Annotated in this window: 13 protein-coding genes; 4 read left to right on the plus strand and 9 right to left on the minus strand. The window is 67.6% G+C overall.

Annotated elements, in window-relative coordinates; all coding sequences use genetic code 11:
* Nucleotides 1-34: 34 nt before the first annotated feature.
* From H1343_RS05060 to H1343_RS05070, 3 genes are all read right to left on the minus strand, one after another.
* Entirely contained in the window at nt 35-508 is a 474-nt protein-coding gene (locus H1343_RS05060; protein WP_185984836.1) for a DUF2948 family protein, read from the minus strand.
* A gap of 63 nt (nt 509-571) precedes the next feature.
* Nucleotides 572-1,879, minus strand: coding sequence for an O-antigen ligase family protein (locus tag H1343_RS05065; RefSeq protein WP_185984837.1), 1,308 nt, complete (start codon nt 1,877-1,879; stop codon nt 572-574).
* Nucleotides 1,848-2,828, minus strand: a complete 981-nt coding sequence (locus tag H1343_RS05070) for a glycosyltransferase family 2 protein (RefSeq protein ID WP_185984838.1) — start codon at nt 2,826-2,828, stop codon at nt 1,848-1,850. The genes H1343_RS05065 and H1343_RS05070 overlap by 32 nt, the downstream gene beginning before the upstream one ends.
* Nucleotides 2,829-2,984: 156 nt before the next feature.
* On the opposite strand from H1343_RS05070, the gene H1343_RS05075 reads away from it, so the two are divergent.
* Both H1343_RS05075 and H1343_RS05080 read left to right on the plus strand, forming a co-directional pair.
* Nucleotides 2,985-4,889 (plus strand): WecB/TagA/CpsF family glycosyltransferase, encoded by a 1,905-nt coding sequence (locus H1343_RS05075; RefSeq protein WP_185984839.1) that lies wholly within the window; start codon nt 2,985-2,987, stop codon nt 4,887-4,889.
* Nucleotides 4,886-5,776 carry a DUF6492 family protein gene (locus tag H1343_RS05080; RefSeq protein WP_185984840.1) on the plus strand — a complete coding sequence of 297 codons (891 nt, stop codon included), beginning with the start codon at nt 4,886-4,888 and terminating at the stop codon, nt 5,774-5,776. Before H1343_RS05075 ends, H1343_RS05080 begins: the two co-directional genes overlap by 4 nt.
* On the opposite strand, the gene H1343_RS05085 is transcribed toward H1343_RS05080, so the two are convergent.
* Nucleotides 5,748-7,049: a lipopolysaccharide biosynthesis protein gene (locus H1343_RS05085; protein WP_185984841.1), complete on the minus strand. Its 1,302-nt coding sequence runs from the start codon at nt 7,047-7,049 to the stop codon at nt 5,748-5,750. The genes H1343_RS05080 and H1343_RS05085 overlap by 29 nt on opposite strands.
* Nucleotides 7,050-7,078: 29 nt before the next feature.
* On the opposite strand from H1343_RS05085, the gene H1343_RS05090 reads away from it, so the two are divergent.
* The gene (locus H1343_RS05090; protein ID WP_185984842.1) at nt 7,079-8,212 is read left to right on the plus strand and encodes an endo-1,4-beta-xylanase; all 1,134 of its coding nucleotides are present in this window, start codon (nt 7,079-7,081) and stop codon (nt 8,210-8,212) included.
* Nucleotides 8,213-8,312: 100 nt separating this feature from the next.
* Nucleotides 8,313-10,328 carry a GumC family protein gene (locus H1343_RS05095; protein WP_185984843.1) on the plus strand — a complete coding sequence of 672 codons (2,016 nt, stop codon included), beginning with the start codon at nt 8,313-8,315 and terminating at the stop codon, nt 10,326-10,328.
* On the opposite strand, the gene edd is transcribed toward H1343_RS05095, so the two are convergent.
* From edd to H1343_RS05120, 5 genes are all read right to left on the minus strand, one after another.
* The gene (gene edd / locus H1343_RS05100; RefSeq protein ID WP_185984844.1) at nt 10,325-12,142 is read right to left on the minus strand and encodes a phosphogluconate dehydratase; all 1,818 of its coding nucleotides are present in this window, start codon (nt 12,140-12,142) and stop codon (nt 10,325-10,327) included. The two genes, H1343_RS05095 and edd, sit on opposite strands and share 4 nt — an antisense overlap.
* A gap of 26 nt (nt 12,143-12,168) precedes the next feature.
* Nucleotides 12,169-12,870: a 6-phosphogluconolactonase gene (gene pgl / locus H1343_RS05105; protein ID WP_185984845.1), complete on the minus strand. Its 702-nt coding sequence runs from the start codon at nt 12,868-12,870 to the stop codon at nt 12,169-12,171.
* Between the two features lie 6 nt (nt 12,871-12,876).
* Nucleotides 12,877-14,355, minus strand: coding sequence for a glucose-6-phosphate dehydrogenase (gene zwf / locus H1343_RS05110; protein ID WP_185984846.1), 1,479 nt, complete (start codon nt 14,353-14,355; stop codon nt 12,877-12,879).
* Between the two features lie 99 nt (nt 14,356-14,454).
* Nucleotides 14,455-17,040, minus strand: coding sequence for an HWE histidine kinase domain-containing protein (locus tag H1343_RS05115; RefSeq protein WP_246333346.1), 2,586 nt, complete (start codon nt 17,038-17,040; stop codon nt 14,455-14,457).
* Nucleotides 17,037-17,642 (minus strand): biliverdin-producing heme oxygenase, encoded by a 606-nt coding sequence (locus H1343_RS05120; protein WP_185984848.1) that lies wholly within the window; start codon nt 17,640-17,642, stop codon nt 17,037-17,039. The genes H1343_RS05115 and H1343_RS05120 overlap by 4 nt, the downstream gene beginning before the upstream one ends.
* Nucleotides 17,643-17,653 lie beyond the last annotated feature (11 nt).

The following is a 17,653-nucleotide window of genomic DNA, read 5'->3' on the forward strand; positions in this document are numbered from 1 at the left end:
AATACGCTGTCCTCTTCCCCGCCACCGTGGCGTCTCACTCGATGAGGCCCGGCTCCTCCCGGTCGTGGTCCGGCCGGTTCTGCGTGCTCCAGGCGGCGCCGAGGTCGGTGAGCTGGGCCTCGATGCATTCCACGTCGAGCCTTATCGCGGAGCCCCCGGCAAAGACAAGCTCGACGGTGCCGGAGGGCGCCTCGTCCTCCGCGAAACGCAGGGCCAGAAGCGCCAAGACCTGGTCGGGGTCGCCGATGAGGACCCCCGTCTGGCGCACGGCGCGGACGCGATCGAAATGCAGGACGGCGCGGCGGCGCTCGTAGTCGCGCCTGCGCGTGAAGGCGAAGCGGCGCCCCTTGCCGGCTTCTTCCCAGGCGAAGCGATTCATCACCAGGACGAACCGGCCTTCGGCGGGAAGGAAGGAAATCTCGGCCGTGCGCACCACCGCGTCCTGACAATGCGCCGAGACTATCGCCAGATCCTCTTCGTCTATCGCCAGAAGTCTCAATTCGCTCATCTCAGACCGCCTTCCGAATCGCCTCTGCCTACCTAGCGCATCGGCGCGAAAGGCGAGAGGGGCTTATGGGCCGGTGGCGCTCAGCCCGTGGCGCCCCTGCAGTCGCAGGCCCACGACCGCCATCCACAGGGTCACCCAGATCGGGTTGGCGCGCTCGAACAGGAAGCTTTCGAGGAAGGCGTTGAGAAGCCCGAAGGCGAGAATCATCAGGAAAAGGTCGGCGAGCCGACGGCTTTCGTCGTCGCGCCCGCTGCGCAGGAAGTCGGCGAAGGGAAGGACGACGAGGATCAGCACCACAAGGGCGAGGCCCGGCCAGCCCGTGGCGATGGCAATGTCGAGATAGCCGTTGTGCGCGTTCGTGGCTCCGCGCGGGTCCCAGGCAAGTTCGCGGCTCGCCTCCACCGAGGTGACGAAGCCGTCGCGCCAGAAGGATTCAAAACCGAAGCCGGTCGACAGATGCCCGTCTGCGGCCGCAAGCGCGAAGCGCCACAGATCGGTGCGGCCGGTGAAGGTCGTGCCCGGCATGACGAGCTGCAGGAGGTCGTTGATGGCGGGGATCATCACCGAGCCCAGCGTGGCGAGCGCGGTCACGATCAGCGCCAGCGACAGGACGAGGACCGGGACGATCCGCCCGCCGATAAGGCGCCCGCCCATGACGAGGAGGACGACGGCCGGAAGCAGGGCGGCGGCCGTCTTCGAGCCCGTCTGGAGGACGAAGACCAGTGAGAGCGCGGCGAGCGCGCCACCGATGAGCCACTGGCGGGCGCGCATCAGGTAGATGCCGATGAAGAAGAAGGACGCCATCACCGCGCCGGCCACGTTCTTGTGGCTGTAGACGCCGCGCCACAGGCCGACATGCATGCCCTCCGGCCCGGCATCGGAGTGAATGGCGCCAGCAGGCATGAAGACGATGCCGAAATAGGAAAGCGCCACCGCGATGCAGGCGGCCGCGCCCAGCGCGAAGCGGAAGGCGCGCACGTTCGGCGGCAGGCAGAGTGCGCCCGTGGCCGCGACCATCGCGAACAGCGTGAAGGCGAGAGCGCGTGCCGCATTGCCGGCGTCGAGCGACTGCGCCGTGGAGAAGAAGATCCACAGCAGCGTCACGATCCACGCCGGGCGCAGGAGCGAAAGCGCCACCCGGCGCTCGGTGAAGGCCAAATGGCAGAGAAGCGCGATTCCAGCAAGGACGGTGTAGCCGAGCTGGTTGACGAGGTTGCCCGCGTCGACGTTGCCCTCGAAGCTCGCCTGGAAGGGCGTCAGCGTGACGAAAAGAGCGGTGAGGACGAGGGTCGCAAGGACGGTGCGGACGAACGCGACGAATTCGGCGCGCGCGCCTGCGTCAATTGCCTTCGGGGCGGCGGTACTGCTCATTGGCGCCTCCGAGATGGCCCTGGAGCCGGCCGAGCGCGACCTGCACCGGATAAAGGCCGATCACCGCCGAGCGCGAGCGGGCGGCGAGCGCGGCGCCCCGCAGCGGCGAAGCCGCGAGAAGCGCGACGCTCTTGGCCAGCGATTTCACCCGGCCCGCCGCAGTCGTGGCGCGGCGTTGCTCGATGATCGTGGAGATCGCGCCGTTGCGCAAGGCGCGTGCGTTGACCCACGAAAATTCCGTGCGCCGTGCAGGCGTCGTCTCGTCGACGCGCGCCTCGGCACACCAGCCGAAACGGAAGCCCCGCAACCGGCAGCGCGAATAGAAGTCGCTGTCGCCGCCGCCGAGGAAGTTGAACATCGGATCCAGGAACGGGAAGGGCATCGCCTCCAGCACGTCGCGCCGGATCGCGACGTTGCCGGACGAGTAGAGGATCGGCACGCGACCCGTCTCGGCGTAATGTGGGGTGAAGACCGGATGGCGGCGGTAGTGCTCGCCGTTCTCGCCCTCGAACACCGGCACCTGCGGGCCGCCGACGAGATCGGCGGGCAGGACCTCGGCGGTGTCGACCAGAGCCTGCGCCCAGCCGGGCGCGGCGAGTTCGTCGTCGTCGATGACGATGATGAAGCGTGCGTTCGGAAACTCGGCGAGCGCGCTGCGCCAGCCGGAATTGTAGGCGTTGCAATTGCCCCGCTCGGGCACGACGAGGATGTGCCCGGCGATCTCGCCCGTCTCGAAGAGAGACCGCGCGGCCTCCAGCCCCTCGCGTCGCTCCGCGTCGTTCTCCATCACCAGGACGGCCATCGGCCCTCTCATGGCCTGCGTCTTCACGGAGGCAAGGGTTCGCAGGAGATGCTCGGGGCGGCGAAAGGTCGGCAGCGTGACGACGTACTCGATCCCCCGCCGGTCGAGGCCGGGCGAGCTCGCTTCGATGGTGTCGGCTGCGATCATAGCGTCGATCTCCGCGGTCAACGCTCCATATGCAGGCTTTACGCCGAAGGGAAGCTGAAGGTTGGTGGCATTCGCGCCGGTTCTTCAAGAAAACGTAAAAGCTGAACGGGCAGGATCAGCGGATCGGTCACGGGATCGGCCATCGGATCGGATCGCATGCACTGCCTTTTCGTCACTTCGCTCCTGCCGGAGCCCGAGCCGAAGACCGGCTTCGAGATCGCCAATCGCGCGATCGTGGCGGCGTATCGCGAAGCGGGGGCACGGCTGACGCTGGCGGGCTTTCGCAGGCCGGGGGGCGCGACGCTCGGCGCAGACGAAATCCTCCTCAGCGAGATGGAGATCGAGAACGCCGCCGTCGGTCGCGCGCAAAAGGGCGCCTGGGTTGGGAAGGCGATCGCGAGCGGCCTGCCGGTCTCGGTCGCCAAGCTGCGTGTTCTGACCGATGCGGATCTACGCGAGCAGCTTCTGGCCGCGGGGCCTTTCGACGCGGTGATCGTCAATGGCGTCCATATCGCCGGGGCGTATCCCTCTCTTCTCGACATCGCGCCGGTGATCTTCGTCGCCCACAATGTCGAGTATCTTTCCGCGCGGCAGAACGCGGCGGCGGCCGGCAATGCCGGGGCGAAAGCGCTGTTCCGGCGCGAGGCGAAGCTTCTGGAGCGCATCGAGCGCCGCGTCTGCGCGCGGGCCCGCGTCGTCCACACCCTCGCGCTCGACGACGCAGCACCCCTCGGGCTGGCCGGCGATCGGCGCGTCGTCCCCCTGTCCCTGTGGATCGGGCGCGAGCCGAAGGCCGACGATGGCCGGCGCGATCACGACGTCGGGCTCATCGGCACGTGGAGCTGGGCGCCGAACCGGGCCGGGCTCGACTGGTTCCTCAAGGATGTCGTGCCGCTCCTGCCGGCGGATATCAGCGTGGCGATCGCCGGCAGCATCGGAGGGCAGCCGCCTGCGGTTCGGTCCAACGTCACCTTCGCCGGCCGCGTGCCGGACGCGCAGGCCTTCGTGCAGGCCAGCCGGGTGATGGCGCTCGCCACCACCGGCGGCACGGGTGTGCAGCTCAAGACGATCGAGACCTTGGAAGAAGGCCTGGCGGCTGTCGCAACGCCCGCCGCGCTGCGCGGCATCGGCGGCGACCTGCCGGGCAACGTCCAGCGCGCGGGGGACGCGAAGCCGTTCGCGCACGCCCTTGCCGAACTCGTCACGGCCGAGCGTGCCGGCCGCCTGCCGCGACAGGACGGAAGCGCATTTCGAAACGCCCAGCGCGAGGCGAGCGTTACGGCCGCCCGCAAGGGGCTCGATCTCGTGGGGCGGGAGGCTGCACCTCGCACCATGCGCATCGGCCCGCTCGACGTTCTGGCGGTCTCGCGCGAGGCGGCCGTGGCGCTCTGCGTCGAGGCGCTCGAAGGACCGGGCCTGACGCGTCTCGCCTTCGCCAACGCCCATTGCGTGAACATTGCCCATTCCGATCCGGCCTATCGGGCGGCGATGCAGACCTTCGCGATCCTGCCGGATGGCGTCGGCCTCGACATCGCGGGCCGGCTCGTCTACGGCGAGCGTTTCCCGGCCAATCTCAACGGCACCGACTTCGTGCCGCATCTCCTGAATGTCATCGAGCGACCCTTGCGCGTCGCGCTGATCGGCGGGGCGCCCGGCGTGCCGCAGGATGCTGCGGATGCCTTCTCGCGCCTCGCGCCTCGCCACGCGTACCTGCCCGTTTCGGACGGCTTCTTCGCGCCAGGCGATGAGCCGAGCGTGCTCTCCGCCCTGCGCGAGACGCAGGCCGACATCGTGCTGGTGGCGATGGGAGTGCCGGCGCAGGAGCGCTTCATTGCCGAAAAGCTCGCCGACGGCGACGCGCGTCTCGCGATCGGCGTCGGGGCGCTGTTCGATTTCGTCGCCGGGCGCGTGCCGCGAGCGCCCGAAGCCTGGCGTCGCGCCCGGCTGGAATGGGCCTATCGCCTCTCGCGCGAGCCGCGCCGGCTGGCGAGGCGCTATCTCCTCGGCAATCCCGTCTTCATCGCGCACGCGCTGCGCCAACGCCGCGAAAGGAACCGATGAGCCAGGCCGATCCGACCGTCGCCATCGTGACCGCGAGCTACAAGGGCGACTTCGAGCGCTGCCGGCTCCTGTGCGAGTCGATCGACCGTCATGTCACGGGCTTCACGCGCCACTACCTCCTCGTCGAGGAGGCCGATCGCGAGCTTTTCAGGGTACTGCAGGGCGAAAAACGCAAGGTCGTCGGCGAGCGCGAGCTGCTGCCGTCATGGCTGCGAGCGGTGCCGGACCCGACGAACCTCAAGCGGCGTCTCTGGATCCACCCGTTCGGCCTCCCTTTGCGCGGCTGGCACGCACAGCAGCTCCGGCGGATCGCTTTCGGCCTGCAGATGCCCGAGGACGCCATGCTCTCCTCGGATTCCGATGTCGTCTTCCTGCGCTCCTTCGATGTGCGGTCGTTGATTGAGGACGGTCGCACACGTTATCAGCGTGTCGAGGACGGTCTCGACGAGATCATCCCGGAACTTCTGGACGATCACCTCTCCTGGTCACGCGCCGCCGGGCGCCTCCTCGGCATCGCGTCGCCGGCTGAGACGCGCACCGCCTACATCTCGCCGCTGGTGCCGTGGCGCGGCGCCTCCGTGAAGGCGATGGGCCGGCGCATCGAAGCGGCGACGGGCCGCTCCGCTCTTCGGGCCCTCGTGGCCACGCGTGCGCTTTCGGAATGTACGATTTACGGCCGCTTCGTCGACGAGGTGGAGGGCCAGCCGGACGTCCATGCCGTCACGCCCGAGCCGCTCATCGATGTCTACTGGGCGGGCGAGGCGATGGGCCGCGCGGAGGTGGAAACCTTCATCGAAAGGCTCGCGCCGGGGCGCGTCGGCATCGGCGTGCAATCCTTCACCGCCACCGACCCGGATCTCATCCGGGCAGCTGCCGGCTTCGCCTGAAGCGCGGCGCGGCGAGGGGGCGTCCGTCGAGGGCGATGTAGGTCGTCGTCATCGAGGCGAGCCACAAGACGGCGAAAACGCCGTTCAACCCAACGACCCAGTGGCTGGCGCCGAAATCGTTGGTCAGGAGCAGCGACAGGAAACCCGCCTTCATCACACCGAGCATGAGCAGGATGAGCACCCGCACCCCGGTGCGTCCGCGCGCGTACAGAAGATCGCTCTGATACTCGATCACATTGCGGAACGCCGGAACCAGAAGCGCCAGCAGAACGAGGGGCGCGATATCGGCGACGTTGCGTCCAAGCGCGGTGGGGAAGAAGTGCAGGACCGTTCCAAGGAAGCCGAGCCCGCCGATCGAGACGGCTGCGATCGCCGCCTCCAGACCCCAGCGCTTCTTCCAGGATGACAGCCAGCCTGGCTTGCGCATCAGGCGCTGGACGACCATCGTGTTGAAGGAGCGCACGGGCAAGGCGGTGAGGTCTACGAGCCGCATCAGGATGGCGTAGAGGCCCGCCGTCTGCGCGCCGGCGAGCGCCAGCACGAGAAGCTTGTCCAGATCCGACTGGACGTAGAACGAAACCTCCGCCGCCGCGACCGTGACGGAATCGCGCCAGCGCGCGAGGTAGACACGCGGCACGAAGCGCAGCCGCACGCGTGGATAGAAGAGGGCGATGGCGAGCACCGTCGCGACGGCATTGGCCGCGAGATAGACGAGCGACCAGGTGAGCAGCGAGCCGTCCGAGGAGAGTGCGAAGCCGAAGGCGGCAAGCGCACGCACCGCCGAGCCGAGGATCACCGTGACGGCGCCGCGCCCGAAGCGGTGAAGCCCGTTGTTGACGATGCACACGACCTCGAGCGCGCGCCACAGCGCCACCTCGGCGACGATGATCGCGGCGAAGGCGACAGGGGCCATCTGCCCCTCGAAGAAGAGGAGGAAGAGAACGAGTGCAACGAGGGCGACGAACGGGAGCGATGCCGCAAAGGCGGCCAGGAGCCCGGCGGTGTAGGTGCCGACGAGATGCGGCTTGCGCGTCGAGATGCGATAGAGCGGCGAGACGAAGCCGAAGGCGCCGATACGAGAAAGTGTGATGCCGACCGCCGAGGCGGTGGCGAAGAGGCCGAAGTCGCCGACGCTCAACGTATTGGCGACGCTGATGAAATAGACGAGCGAGATGACGAGGCGTCCGACAGAGCCGCCCAGCAGTTGCGCGTAACCCGTTACCGTTGCGCGATCGACCTTGAGACCGCTCTGCAAAATCGCGTTAACTCGCATTCCCGCCCGCTCTCGAAGGGTCTCTTGCCATGCCTGATACACATGATTCCGCCGCCGCACACGGCGCGAGCGAGGGAGACCGGCATGGTATCCATGCCACGCTCAACTTAACGCGCCGTTCCTTCATGGCGACAGGCGCGGGTGCGGCGATCGCCGCGACAGCACGCATTCCTCCCGCCCGCGCCGCGCCGACCGGCATCCCCTTCGGGGGCGCGATCCAGTTCGAGTATTTCGACGATCGGCCCTACCGGCAGGCGTTTCTCGATCATTGCGACATCGTGATGCCGATGAACGAGCTGAAGTTCGGGCTTCTCCAGCGGGAGCGCGGGCAGTTCGACTTTTCCCGTTCCGACACTCTCGTCGACTTCGCACGCGACAACGGCAAGGCCTCGCGGGGGCATGCGTTCCTCTGGCACTCGACCAATCCGCCCTGGGTGGACGCCCTGAACGACGAGCGCGATACAGAAAGCGTCGTGATCGACCATATAGAGCGCGTGGCCGATCACTATCGTGGACGGCTCGCGAGCTGGGACGTGGTCAACGAGGTGATCGCCCATGAGCCACGCGAGGCGGGTGGCCCGCTGCGCGACACGATCTGGCGGCGCAATCTCGGGCCCCGCTACATCCCGCTCGCCTTCGAGACGGCGGCGCGCGCCGACCCGGACGCGCTCCTCGTCATCAACGACTACGACCTCGAATTCGCCGGCGACCGCTACGATGCGAGGCGCGCGGTGATGCTCGACCTCGTGCGACAGCTTCAGGACGGCGGGCTGCACGTCGATGCGGTCGGCTGCCAGGCCCATCTCTACGCGCACTTCAAGGTGGACGTGGACGCGCTCGCCCGTTTCAAGGAGGAGCTGGAGGGTATGGGGGTCGCGTTCATCGTCACCGAACTCGACGTCATCGACTTCCAGATTCGCGGCGGCGTGGAGGAGCAGGACGCGGCAGCGACGGTCGTCGTCTCCGATCTTCTCGACGGCGTGCTTTCGGGCCGCCCGCCGCTCGCGGTCGTCGCGTGGGGCATCACCGACCGTTACTCCTGGGTGGACGACGCCATGCCGCATGAGGACGGCAAACCCTCGCGGCCGCTCCCGCTCGACGTGGATTTGCGGCCGAAGCCTTGGTACGATGCTATGAAGGCGCGCCTCCTCGCCGCCTCGTGAGCGGACAAGCTTCGGTAGAGAGGTTAACGGTTTCTTTGCCATGAGCGGACAAGAGTGCCGTCTCATCGGGACTTCGGCCGCAGTTCGGGGCAGACGCCACATGTTCACATCCGACGAGCCCCGGGCGCATGCAGCACGGGCCGGCGCAGCATCCGCAGCGTCCTCGGGCGGCGCGACGTCGCTGGTCGATCCCGCCTATGTGGCCGGCCGCGTGTGGCGCGGTCGCTGGTTCATCATCCTGTTGAGCATCCTCGGCGCGGCGCTGGGCGTCTTCATCGCGCTCGCGACACCCAACGTGTATCGCGCCGCGACGCAACTCATCATCGACCCGCGCGGGCTCAACCTCGTCCAGAACGAGGTGACCCAGACCCCGCTCGGCCTCGCCTCGGATGCCGCGCTCGCGCTCATCCAGAGCCAGATCGCGGTGGCGACGTCCTACGGCGTGCTGGAACAGGTTGTCGATCGCGCGAACCTCACTCAGGATCCCGAGTTCAACGGGACGGCGGAAGGCCCCTTCGACCGCTATATCCCGGCCCTGCCGTTCTTCGAAGACGAGACGCCGGAAGCCGGGATCGAGGACCGACGCCTCGTGACGCTGAGCAATCTGAGTCGCGCGGTGGGCGCGGAGCGTAGCGCCAACAGCTTCGTCATCAATGTCAGCGTCGAGAGCCGGGACCCGCAGAAGGCGGCAGACCTTGCCAATCTCGTTTCGGAGGTCTTCGTCGAGGAGCAGCGCCGCGCGCAGGTGGAAACCGCACGCGACGCGACGGCGGCGCTGACCTCTCGCCTTGCAGAACTTCGCACACGCGTTTCGCAGGCCGAGGAGGCGGTGGAGCGCTACAAAGCCGAGAACCAGCTCGTCGGCGTCGGCGGGCGGCTGATCGACGACGAATACATCGTGCGCATCAACGAGCAACTCGCCGACATACGCGGGCAGATTCCGGTCCTGCGCGTGCGCGCCGAGTCCATGCAAAGCACGACGGTGGACGACGTCGTCACCGGCGCCTTCCCGGAAGAGCTCAGCTCTCAGGCACTGGTGCGTCTTCGTCAGACCTATGCGGAAGCGCAACAGGAGAACGCGGTGCTGGCCGCGCGGCTCGGCCCGCGCCATCCGCAATACATCGCCAGCCAGGAAGCTCTCGGCACGGCGCGGCGCGCCATCGCGAGCGAGCTCGAACGCGTCGCGGCGGCTGCGCGCACCGAACTGGAGCGCGCTCAGCAGACCGAGCGCGATCTTTCGACCGAGATCACGACGCTGCGCCAACGCCAGATCGAGACGAGTGAGGCCTTCGTGCCGCTGCGCGAGCTGGAGCGCAATGCCGACGCCTCGCGCGCCGTCTACGAGGCGACGCTTCTGCGCTCGCGCGAGGTCGGCGAGCAGGAGAGCCTCAACACGATCAACATGCGCACGATCTCGGCCGCGACGCGCCCGCTGGATCCGTCCGGTCTCTCGCGTCGCGTGATCGTGGCGGCAGGCGGCATCGGCGGCTTCGCCATCGGTTTCGCGATCGTCCTCGCGCTGGCGCTCTATTCGTCGATCCGCTCGCGCCTTACGGTGGCGCCGACGCAGCCGGCTTTCGACCGCCCTGTCTGGACCGCGCTGCCGCCACCCCAGCATCCCGGCCGCAGGCGCGCCGACCGTGCCAACCGGACCTATCGCAAGTTCCGCGCCGCACCGGGCGCCGCCGTCGCGGCGAGCGATGCGGCAAGTCCTCGAGCGTCGTCTGGGGGGAAAGACGCCGATTCGTCGAAGGGTGAGGTCGAGAACGCGGACGAGATGGACAAGCGGCAGAGCGCGCCGCGAACCGTGTCGCTGGCACAAGCTTCGATGACTGCGGGGGCGGCCGCGCGCCGCGAGGCTAGCGCGACAGACCAGGCACCGAATGCGACCGGGGAAGCACCGGCAGGCGAAGGCGAACCAACCGAACCGGCGGACGCGGCGGCGCAGGAGCGCCGCGAGATGCTGCGTCGTCGCATCCGCGAGATCGGCGCGCGCCGTCGCGGCGAAGCGCTGCCGGACGGAACGCCAGGGGCCGTGCAGCGGCTCGCCGGCTCACAGCGCGCAACCATTGCGGACATCAAGCGGCGCCGCGCTGCCCGGCACGACAAGAACTAGAAGACGCTGGCGCCTTCGTCGGCCGGGCGTACGGCCCGGCGGAAGACGCCGAAGAGTTCACGTCCCAGCCCGAACTCGTTGCGCGAGAGATCTTCGACCGCAAGCGGGCGCGCAGCGAACTCCTCTTGCGGTACCAGCACCGATAACTCGCCGGTCTCGCCATCGAGGCGGATCATGTCGCCGTCGCGGATGCGGCCGATCGCACCGCCTTCCTTCGCCTCCGGCGTGACATGGATCGCGGCCGGCACCTTGCCGGAGGCGCCCGACATGCGCCCGTCGGTCACCAGCGCCACCTTCTGCCCGCGATCCTGCAGGACGCCGAGCGAGGGCGTCAGCTTGTGCAGTTCCGGCATGCCATTGGAGCGCGGACCCTGGAAGCGCACTACGGCAACGAAGTCGCCCGTCAACTCGCCCGCCTTGAAAGCGGCCTGCAGATCGTCCTGGTCGGAGAAGACGCGCGCGGGCGCTTCCACGACCCGCCGCTCGGGCTTGACGGCCGAGACCTTGATGACCGCCTTGCCCATGTTGCCTGTGAGCATGCGCAGGCCGCCATTGGCGGAGAAGGGTGCGTCGGCCGTCGTCAGGACCTTCGTGTCGCCGCTCTCCAGCGGAACCGGACGGCGCTCGACGGTCTTGCCGTCCGCTGCCAGATGCGCCTCCACCGTGTAGGCGCCGAGGCCCGTGCCCCAGGCGGTGCGCACATCGTCGTGCAGGAGGCCGGCCGACAGGAGCTCCCGGATCAGGAAGCCCATGCCGCCGGCCGCGTTGAAGTGGTTCACATCCGCAAGGCCATTCGGATAGACGCGCGCCAGAAGCGGCGTCGCGTCGGACAGCTCCGAGATGTCGGCCCAGGTCAGCTGTACGCCGGCGGCCGCCGCGATGGCGACGAGATGCATGACGTGGTTGGTAGAGCCGCCCGTCGCGTGGAGGCCGACGACGCCGTTCACCACCGCCCGTTCGTCCACGACGAGGCCGGCGGGCGTGTATTCGTTGCCGAGCGCGGTGATGGAGAGCGCACGCTTTGCGGCCTCGCGGGTCAGCGCCTCGCGCAGCGGCGTTCCCGGATTGACGAAGGAGGAGCCGGGCGTGTGCAGGCCCATGATCTCCATCAGCATCTGGTTGGAGTTGGCCGTGCCGTAGAAGGTACAGGTGCCCGGCCCGTGATAGCTCTTCGATTCGGCTTCGAGTAGAACGTCGCGCCCGACTTTGCCTTCGGCATAAAGCTGACGGATGCGCGATTTCTCGTCGTTCGGCAGGCCGCTCGTCATCGGTCCCGCCGGCACGAAGATCGCCGGCAGGTGGCCGAAGGTCAGGGCGGCGATGGCAAGCCCCGGCACGATCTTGTCGCAGATGCCGAGATAGACGGCCGCATCGTACATGTCGTGGGAGAGGCCGACGGCGGCGGCCATGGCGATGACGTCTCGCGAGAAGAGCGAGAGCTCCATGCCACCCTGGCCCTGCGTGACGCCGTCGCACATCGCGGGCACGCCCGAGGCGACCTGCGCCGTCGCTCCCACCTCTCGCGCGGCCTGACGGATCAATTCCGGATAGGTCTCGTAGGGCTGATGGGCCGAGAGCATGTCGTTGTAGGCGGTGATGATGCCGAGATTGGGCGCGACATCACCGGACAGCATCGCCTTGTCGCCCGGGCCGCAGGCCGCGAACGCATGGGCGAGGTTGCCGCAATTGAGACGCGAACGCTTCGGCCCCTCGGCACCCTTGGCGGCAATGCGCTCCAGATAGGCTTCGCGCGTGGCGCGCGAGCGCTCCCGGATGCGATCGGTGATGGTCTCGATGCGCCGGTCTGCGGCCATCCCAGCCTCCGTTGGTTTAAGGCGCCTCAGGGCGCCCAGAAGATCTCGATCGGCTCTTGCCGCTCGCCGCGCAGCACCGCGCGCACGGGCATCTCTTCCGCAGGCCCCTCCTGCACCGCCTTATCGAGCACGCCGCGCTTCTCCTCGCCTTCGATATGAAGGGCAAGAAAGCGGGCAGCGAGAATCGGCGGCAGGGTCAGCGTGACGCGGGGCTCGCCGGAGCCCGGCGCTTCGATCGCCTCGAACATCGCCGAACTCGCGGGGTCGATCGCCTCGGCGAGCCGGTCTCCACCCGGGAAGAACGACGCCGTGTGGCCGTCGGTGCCCATGCCAAGGACGAGTGCATCGATGGGCCGCTCGAGGCGATGAGCTGCGCCCAGCGACGAAGCCTCCTCGCGCGCCGTCGTGCCTTCCCGGTAGTATGGCGCGAAGGATGCGGCAGCGGCCGGACCTTGCAGGAGATTGCTGCGCAGGAAGGCGGCGTTGGAGCGATCGCTTGCTTCCGGCACCCAACGCTCGTCTACGAGCAGGACGGTCACGCCCGACCAGTCGATCCCGGCCGCGGAGAGCTTGCGCAGGAACAGCGCCGGCGTCGAGCCGCCCGAAACGGCGAGCGTCGCCGCGCCATGCGTCGCGAGCCCGCCCGCCAGCACAGCCGCGACGCCTGCCGCCAGCGCCTCGGCAAGTGCCTCGCGGGTTTCGTAGGCGTGCAGGTTCATCGCGGCCATCTCAGATCACTCGGGTTCGTGCCACGTCCGCCCATCGCGCTCGATCAGCGCGATCGAGCCGGACGGGCCCCAGGTGCCTGCGGTGTAGCCCTGCGGCTTCATTTCCGCGTCCGCCCAGGCGTTCAAGATCGGGTCGATCCATTCCCAGGCGGCCTCCACCTCGTCCTTGCGCATGAAGAGCGTCTGGTTGCCGCGGATCACGTCCATCAGGAGGCGTTCGTAAGCATCCGGGTTGCGCACGCCGAAGCTCTCGGCGAAGCTCATGTCGAGCGGAACATGGCGCAGGCGCATGCCGCCGGGGCCAGGGTCCTTGATCATCAGCCACTGCTTCACGCCCTCGTCCGGCTGCAGGCGCAGGACAAGCTGGTTCTGTGCCACCGAGCCCACGCCCTCGCCGAAGATCGAATGTGGAATCTTGCGGAAGGTGACGACGATCTCGCTCATCCGCTGGGCGAGGCGCTTGCCCGTGCGCAGGTAGAAGGGCACGCCGGCCCAACGCCAATTGTCGATCTCCGCCTTGATGGCGACGAAGGTCTCGGTATCGCTCGTCGGCGCGCCGAGATCATCGAGATAGCCCTTGACCGGGCCTCCGGCCGAGGCGCCCGCGCGATACTGCCCGCGCACCGTCAGATGCTCGACATTGGAGCCGTCGATCGGCTTCAGCGAGCGCAGGACCTTCAGCTTCTCGTCGCGCAGGGCATCTGAGTCGAGCGCGAAGGGCGGCTCAAGCGCCACGAGGCAAAGCAGCTGGACGATATGGTTCTGGACCATGTCGCGCAGCGCACCGGCCTTGTCGTAATAGCCCGCGCGCCCTTCCAGCCCGACGCTTTCGGCGACGGTGATCTGGACGTGGTCCACATAGGCCGCATTCCAGACCGGCTCGTAGAGCATGTTGGCAAAGCGCAGCGCCATCAGGTTCTGCACGGTCTCCTTGCCGAGATAGTGGTCGATGCGGAAGACCTGCTCCTCGGCGAAATGCTCGCCGATTACGGTGTTCAGCGCGCGGGCGGATTCCAGATCGCGTCCGACGGGCTTCTCGACGACGATGCGGCTGTTGTCGTGGGCGAGGCCCTTTTCGCGGATGCGCGAGGCAAGGTCGCCGAACAGGCCGGGGCCGACTGCCAGATAGAAGGCTCGGATGCGATCGCCGTTCTTCTCGTCCAGAAGGCTTTTCAGATCATCCCATCCGTCATCGGACTGGGCGTCCACCTGTCGATAGAACAGACGATCGAGGAAGCGCTTCGTCGCCGCGTCCTCACGCTCGTCGTCGGGCACGTGCGCCTCCAGCGCCTTCAAAGCGAAGGCGCGGTAGTCCTCATCGGAAAGCTCGGAGCGCGAGGCGCCGATGATGCGCGCGCCGTCCGGCAACTGGCCGTCGAGATCGCGATGATAGAGCGCGGGCAGGAGCTTGCGTTCGGCGAGGTCGCCGCTGCCGCCGAAGACGACGTAATCGAACAGTTCGACGGGTATGATCTGGCTGGACACGGGGTGCGGGCCCTCGAATCGAAGAGCGGCGCGGCCGCCCGGACGCTGCCGCAAGGCAGCACGAATCTCGCCCGGAAGATAGGATTTAATCGATTAGCGTCAACTTGTTTTCCCGCGGGCGACTGTAGCGATGGCGGCGAGGAGTTCATCGGCCGCGAAGGGCTTCCTGATCGCCACGACCCTGCCGGCGGCCGGCGGGAAATCGATATGCTCCCCATAGCCGGTCACGAAGACATAGGGCACGCCCTTCGCATTGAGATCGGGCAGGAGGGCGAAACTCGTTTCCGTACCCAGATTGACGTCGAGGACGGCGACGTCCACGGCCTGCGCCTCAATCACCTTGCGCGCCTCGGCGATGCTCGCGGCCACGAAGACGTTCGCCATGCCGTTGTCGTCCATCACCTGCTCGGCATCAAGCGAGATGATCATGTTGTCCTCGACGATCAGACCGTTCAGGCCATCAAGCGCGCCTGGCGCGAACGGCGCGGGTGCCATCGGCCCGCCGGCTGGCGCGATATGATGCGCGACCGCCTTGGCCGGAACGTGGAACGTGCCGGCCGGCAGGGTGAAGCGTGCCTCGAGGCCCGAGAGCCTGTAGTCCACGCGCGCCTCTCCACCGAGATCATGTGGGATGGAGCGTTCGATGATGGTCGATCCGAAACCGCGCCGCGTGGGCGCCTGGACGGGCGGGCCGTCGCTCTCGCGCCATTCGATCGCGCAGTTCTCGTTCTCGTCGACGCGCCAGGTGATGTCGACCGCACCGGAGGAATCCGACAAAGCGCCGTATTTCGCCGAGTTGGTGACGAGTTCGTGCAGGACGAGGGCGAGCGTAGAGAAGGCGCGGGCCTCGACGCGCACCGGGGGCCCTGAAACGCGAACGCGCGAGGCCTTCGGCCCGATATAGGCCGAGACCTCGGTCTCGATGATTTCCGTCAGCGGCACCGCAGCGAAGTTCTCGCGGGTGATCTGGTCATGCGCGCGCGCCAAAGCCTGAATGCGTCCGCCGATGATCCGTGCAAAGTCGTCCACGTCGCTCGCGCCGGGCTTGGACTGGACGATGAGCGCGCGGATCAGGCTGAGGACGTTCCTCACGCGGTGATTCAGTTCGGCGATCAGGAGTTCCTGGCGCTGGTTGGCCAGCGCCTGCTGGCGCTCCGATTCCTCGTTGAAGCGCAGCAGCACTTCGAGGATCGACACGCGCAGCGCCTCGGCGGCCTGCTTCTCGCTCTCGTTCCACTCGACGGAACGACCGCGCACGGTCTCCTGCCAGGTCTCGAAGCTCTTGCGCGGCGTCAGGCGAGCCCCGTTCGGACCGAACCCGGTCTCCTTGGTGTGTGGATCGCCCGCCCAGGAGACCGTGCGAATCATCTCCTGGCGGAAGAAGAGGATGTAGTCGCGCGGGGCGCGCGAGACGGGAATGGCAAGCACGCCCGCCACCTTTTCCAGATAGTCGAGCGCTGGCTGGTGGACCGCCCCGAGTTCGCTGTTGGCGTAGACGCGGCTTGCGCCGGTCCGGTTGAGGAAACGCGACAGAGCCTCGACCTCTTCGAAGCTCGGGCAGGTGCCGAAGGCCCGCAATTGGCCCTTGGCGTAGACGGCGAAGCCATCCGAGGGAATGATCTCGCGCAGCTCCTCGGAGAAGTCCGCGATAGCTTCGACCGAGGGCGTGGCCGCCACGATCCGGGCCACGAAGCGATCGTGCATGGTGCGGGCCAGTTCTTCGGCCTGTCGGCGCTCCTTGTAGAGGCGCCCCTCGATGATGAGGGAAACCATCTGGCCGAACAGTTCGACGGCCGAGCGCAGGTCCAGCGGCAGGTGGCGTGCCGCGTAATGGTGGAGCGCGAAAAGGCCCCAGAGCTTGCCGTCGATCACGATCGACACCGACATAGACGCGCCGACGCCCATGTTGCGCAGATATTCCAGATGGATCGGTGAGACGGCGCGCATCACCGAGAGCGAGAGGTCGAGCGGTTTGCCGTGCGGATCGAGCGACGGCAGGATGTCGGCCGCCGTGCCGTCGACATCGAAGATCGAGCGGATCTGGTTGCGGACGTAGAGCGCCCGCGCCTGAATGGGGATGTCGCTCGCCGGATAGTGCAAGCCAAGGAACGAGCCGATGCCGCTGCGGGCCGACTCCGCGATGACGTGACCCGAGCCGCTCTCTGCGAACTGGTACAGCATCACCCGGTCGAAGCCGGTGACACCGCGAAGCTGGCGCACCGCCTCGCGATAGAGGGTCTGAAGGTCCGGTGCCTTCTGCACGCGCGTGATCATGCTCTTGACGAGGGAGCCTTGGTTGACCTCGCCTTCGCTCGTCGCCGGTTCAGCCTCGATCACCACCGAGCCGCCCGAGATGTGAACCGCCACGTCGAAACGGCGCCCGTCGCCCATCAGGTCGAGGCCGAAGACGCGCTCGGATCCCTCGTTGGAGGCAAGCACCTGCAGGCGGCCGCGAATGGCGTGGACGGAGTTCTGCGGAAGGATCGAGGTCAGGGGCTCGCCGAGAAGGTCCTTGGCAGAACGTCCGATGAAGCGCTCGACATTGGCGGAGGCGCGCTCGATCAGCCAGTCCATCGAGACGACGAGAAGGAAGCCCACGTCCTGGATGCGGCCGAGCAGATGGATCGGCTCGCGGTCGCAATTGGTGAGGTCGACCTGGAATTGCGTGGGATCGTCTTCGTTCACGAGAGGGGCTGGCCGCTGAGGTCGGCCACGCGGGCGTAGAAGTCGAAGGTCGCACGCGCTGCTTCCACCGCTCGCGTCGTGCGCGCAGGCGACCATTCGAGCGTCGATGCGGCCCTCATCAGTTCCAAGAAACGGTCTCCGTCGCGGGCGCCCTGAAGGTAGCGCCGTGCCTTCAGCCGGCTGTCACCGGCGATTGCTTCCTCGATGCGTCGATGAATGAGAGTTGCTCCCAGGCGCGAGCCTTCCACCACATATGAAACGCCGATGGCCTGCGGCAAGTCCAGCTGGCGCAACGGAAATTCGGGAACCTGCAGTTCCACGACCTGCATAGACTCCAGATCGAGTCGAAGTTGCGGCAGGCGCGACCATTGCGGCCAGTCGGGCAGAAGATCGAGAAGTGGGCTCGCCGCCACCACGGGTTCGATCGCCTCGTGGCAGGCGTGGTTCATCGCGATGAAGCGCGCATAGGCATCGCCGTCGAGATGATCGAGGATCGCGGCGAACCGCGCGTCGAGGCGCTCATGGTTCTCGGCGGTCCCCTCACGAAGTGCGCGCCGCAGATCGAGCCTGCGCGACCTCGGGTCGTCCTTGGAGTTCTGCATCGGTCCCTTCG

The sequence above is a fragment of the Aureimonas mangrovi genome, assembly GCF_014058705.1.
GTDB lineage: Bacteria > Pseudomonadota > Alphaproteobacteria > Rhizobiales > Rhizobiaceae > Aureimonas > Aureimonas mangrovi.

Bases quoted from the DNA above. Each gene is read 5' to 3' on its own strand.
- H1343_RS05090 (WP_185984842.1), top strand. From the start codon at position 7,079: ATGCCTGATACACATGATTCCGCCGCCGCACACGGCGCGAGCGAGGGA.
- H1343_RS05120 (WP_185984848.1), bottom strand. From the start codon at position 17,642: ATGCAGAACTCCAAGGACGACCCGAGGTCGCGCAGGCTCGATCTGCGG.
- H1343_RS05075 (WP_185984839.1), top strand. From the start codon at position 2,985: ATGCACTGCCTTTTCGTCACTTCGCTCCTGCCGGAGCCCGAGCCGAAG.
- H1343_RS05065 (WP_185984837.1), bottom strand. From the start codon at position 1,879: ATGAGCAGTACCGCCGCCCCGAAGGCAATTGACGCAGGCGCGCGCGCC.
- H1343_RS05095 (WP_185984843.1), top strand. From the start codon at position 8,313: ATGTTCACATCCGACGAGCCCCGGGCGCATGCAGCACGGGCCGGCGCA.
- H1343_RS05060 (WP_185984836.1), bottom strand. From the start codon at position 508: ATGAGCGAATTGAGACTTCTGGCGATAGACGAAGAGGATCTGGCGATA.
- edd (WP_185984844.1), bottom strand. From the start codon at position 12,142: ATGGCCGCAGACCGGCGCATCGAGACCATCACCGATCGCATCCGGGAG.
- H1343_RS05070 (WP_185984838.1), bottom strand. From the start codon at position 2,828: ATGATCGCAGCCGACACCATCGAAGCGAGCTCGCCCGGCCTCGACCGG.
- pgl (WP_185984845.1), bottom strand. From the start codon at position 12,870: ATGGCCGCGATGAACCTGCACGCCTACGAAACCCGCGAGGCACTTGCC.
- H1343_RS05085 (WP_185984841.1), bottom strand. From the start codon at position 7,049: ATGCGAGTTAACGCGATTTTGCAGAGCGGTCTCAAGGTCGATCGCGCA.
- H1343_RS05080 (WP_185984840.1), top strand. From the start codon at position 4,886: ATGAGCCAGGCCGATCCGACCGTCGCCATCGTGACCGCGAGCTACAAG.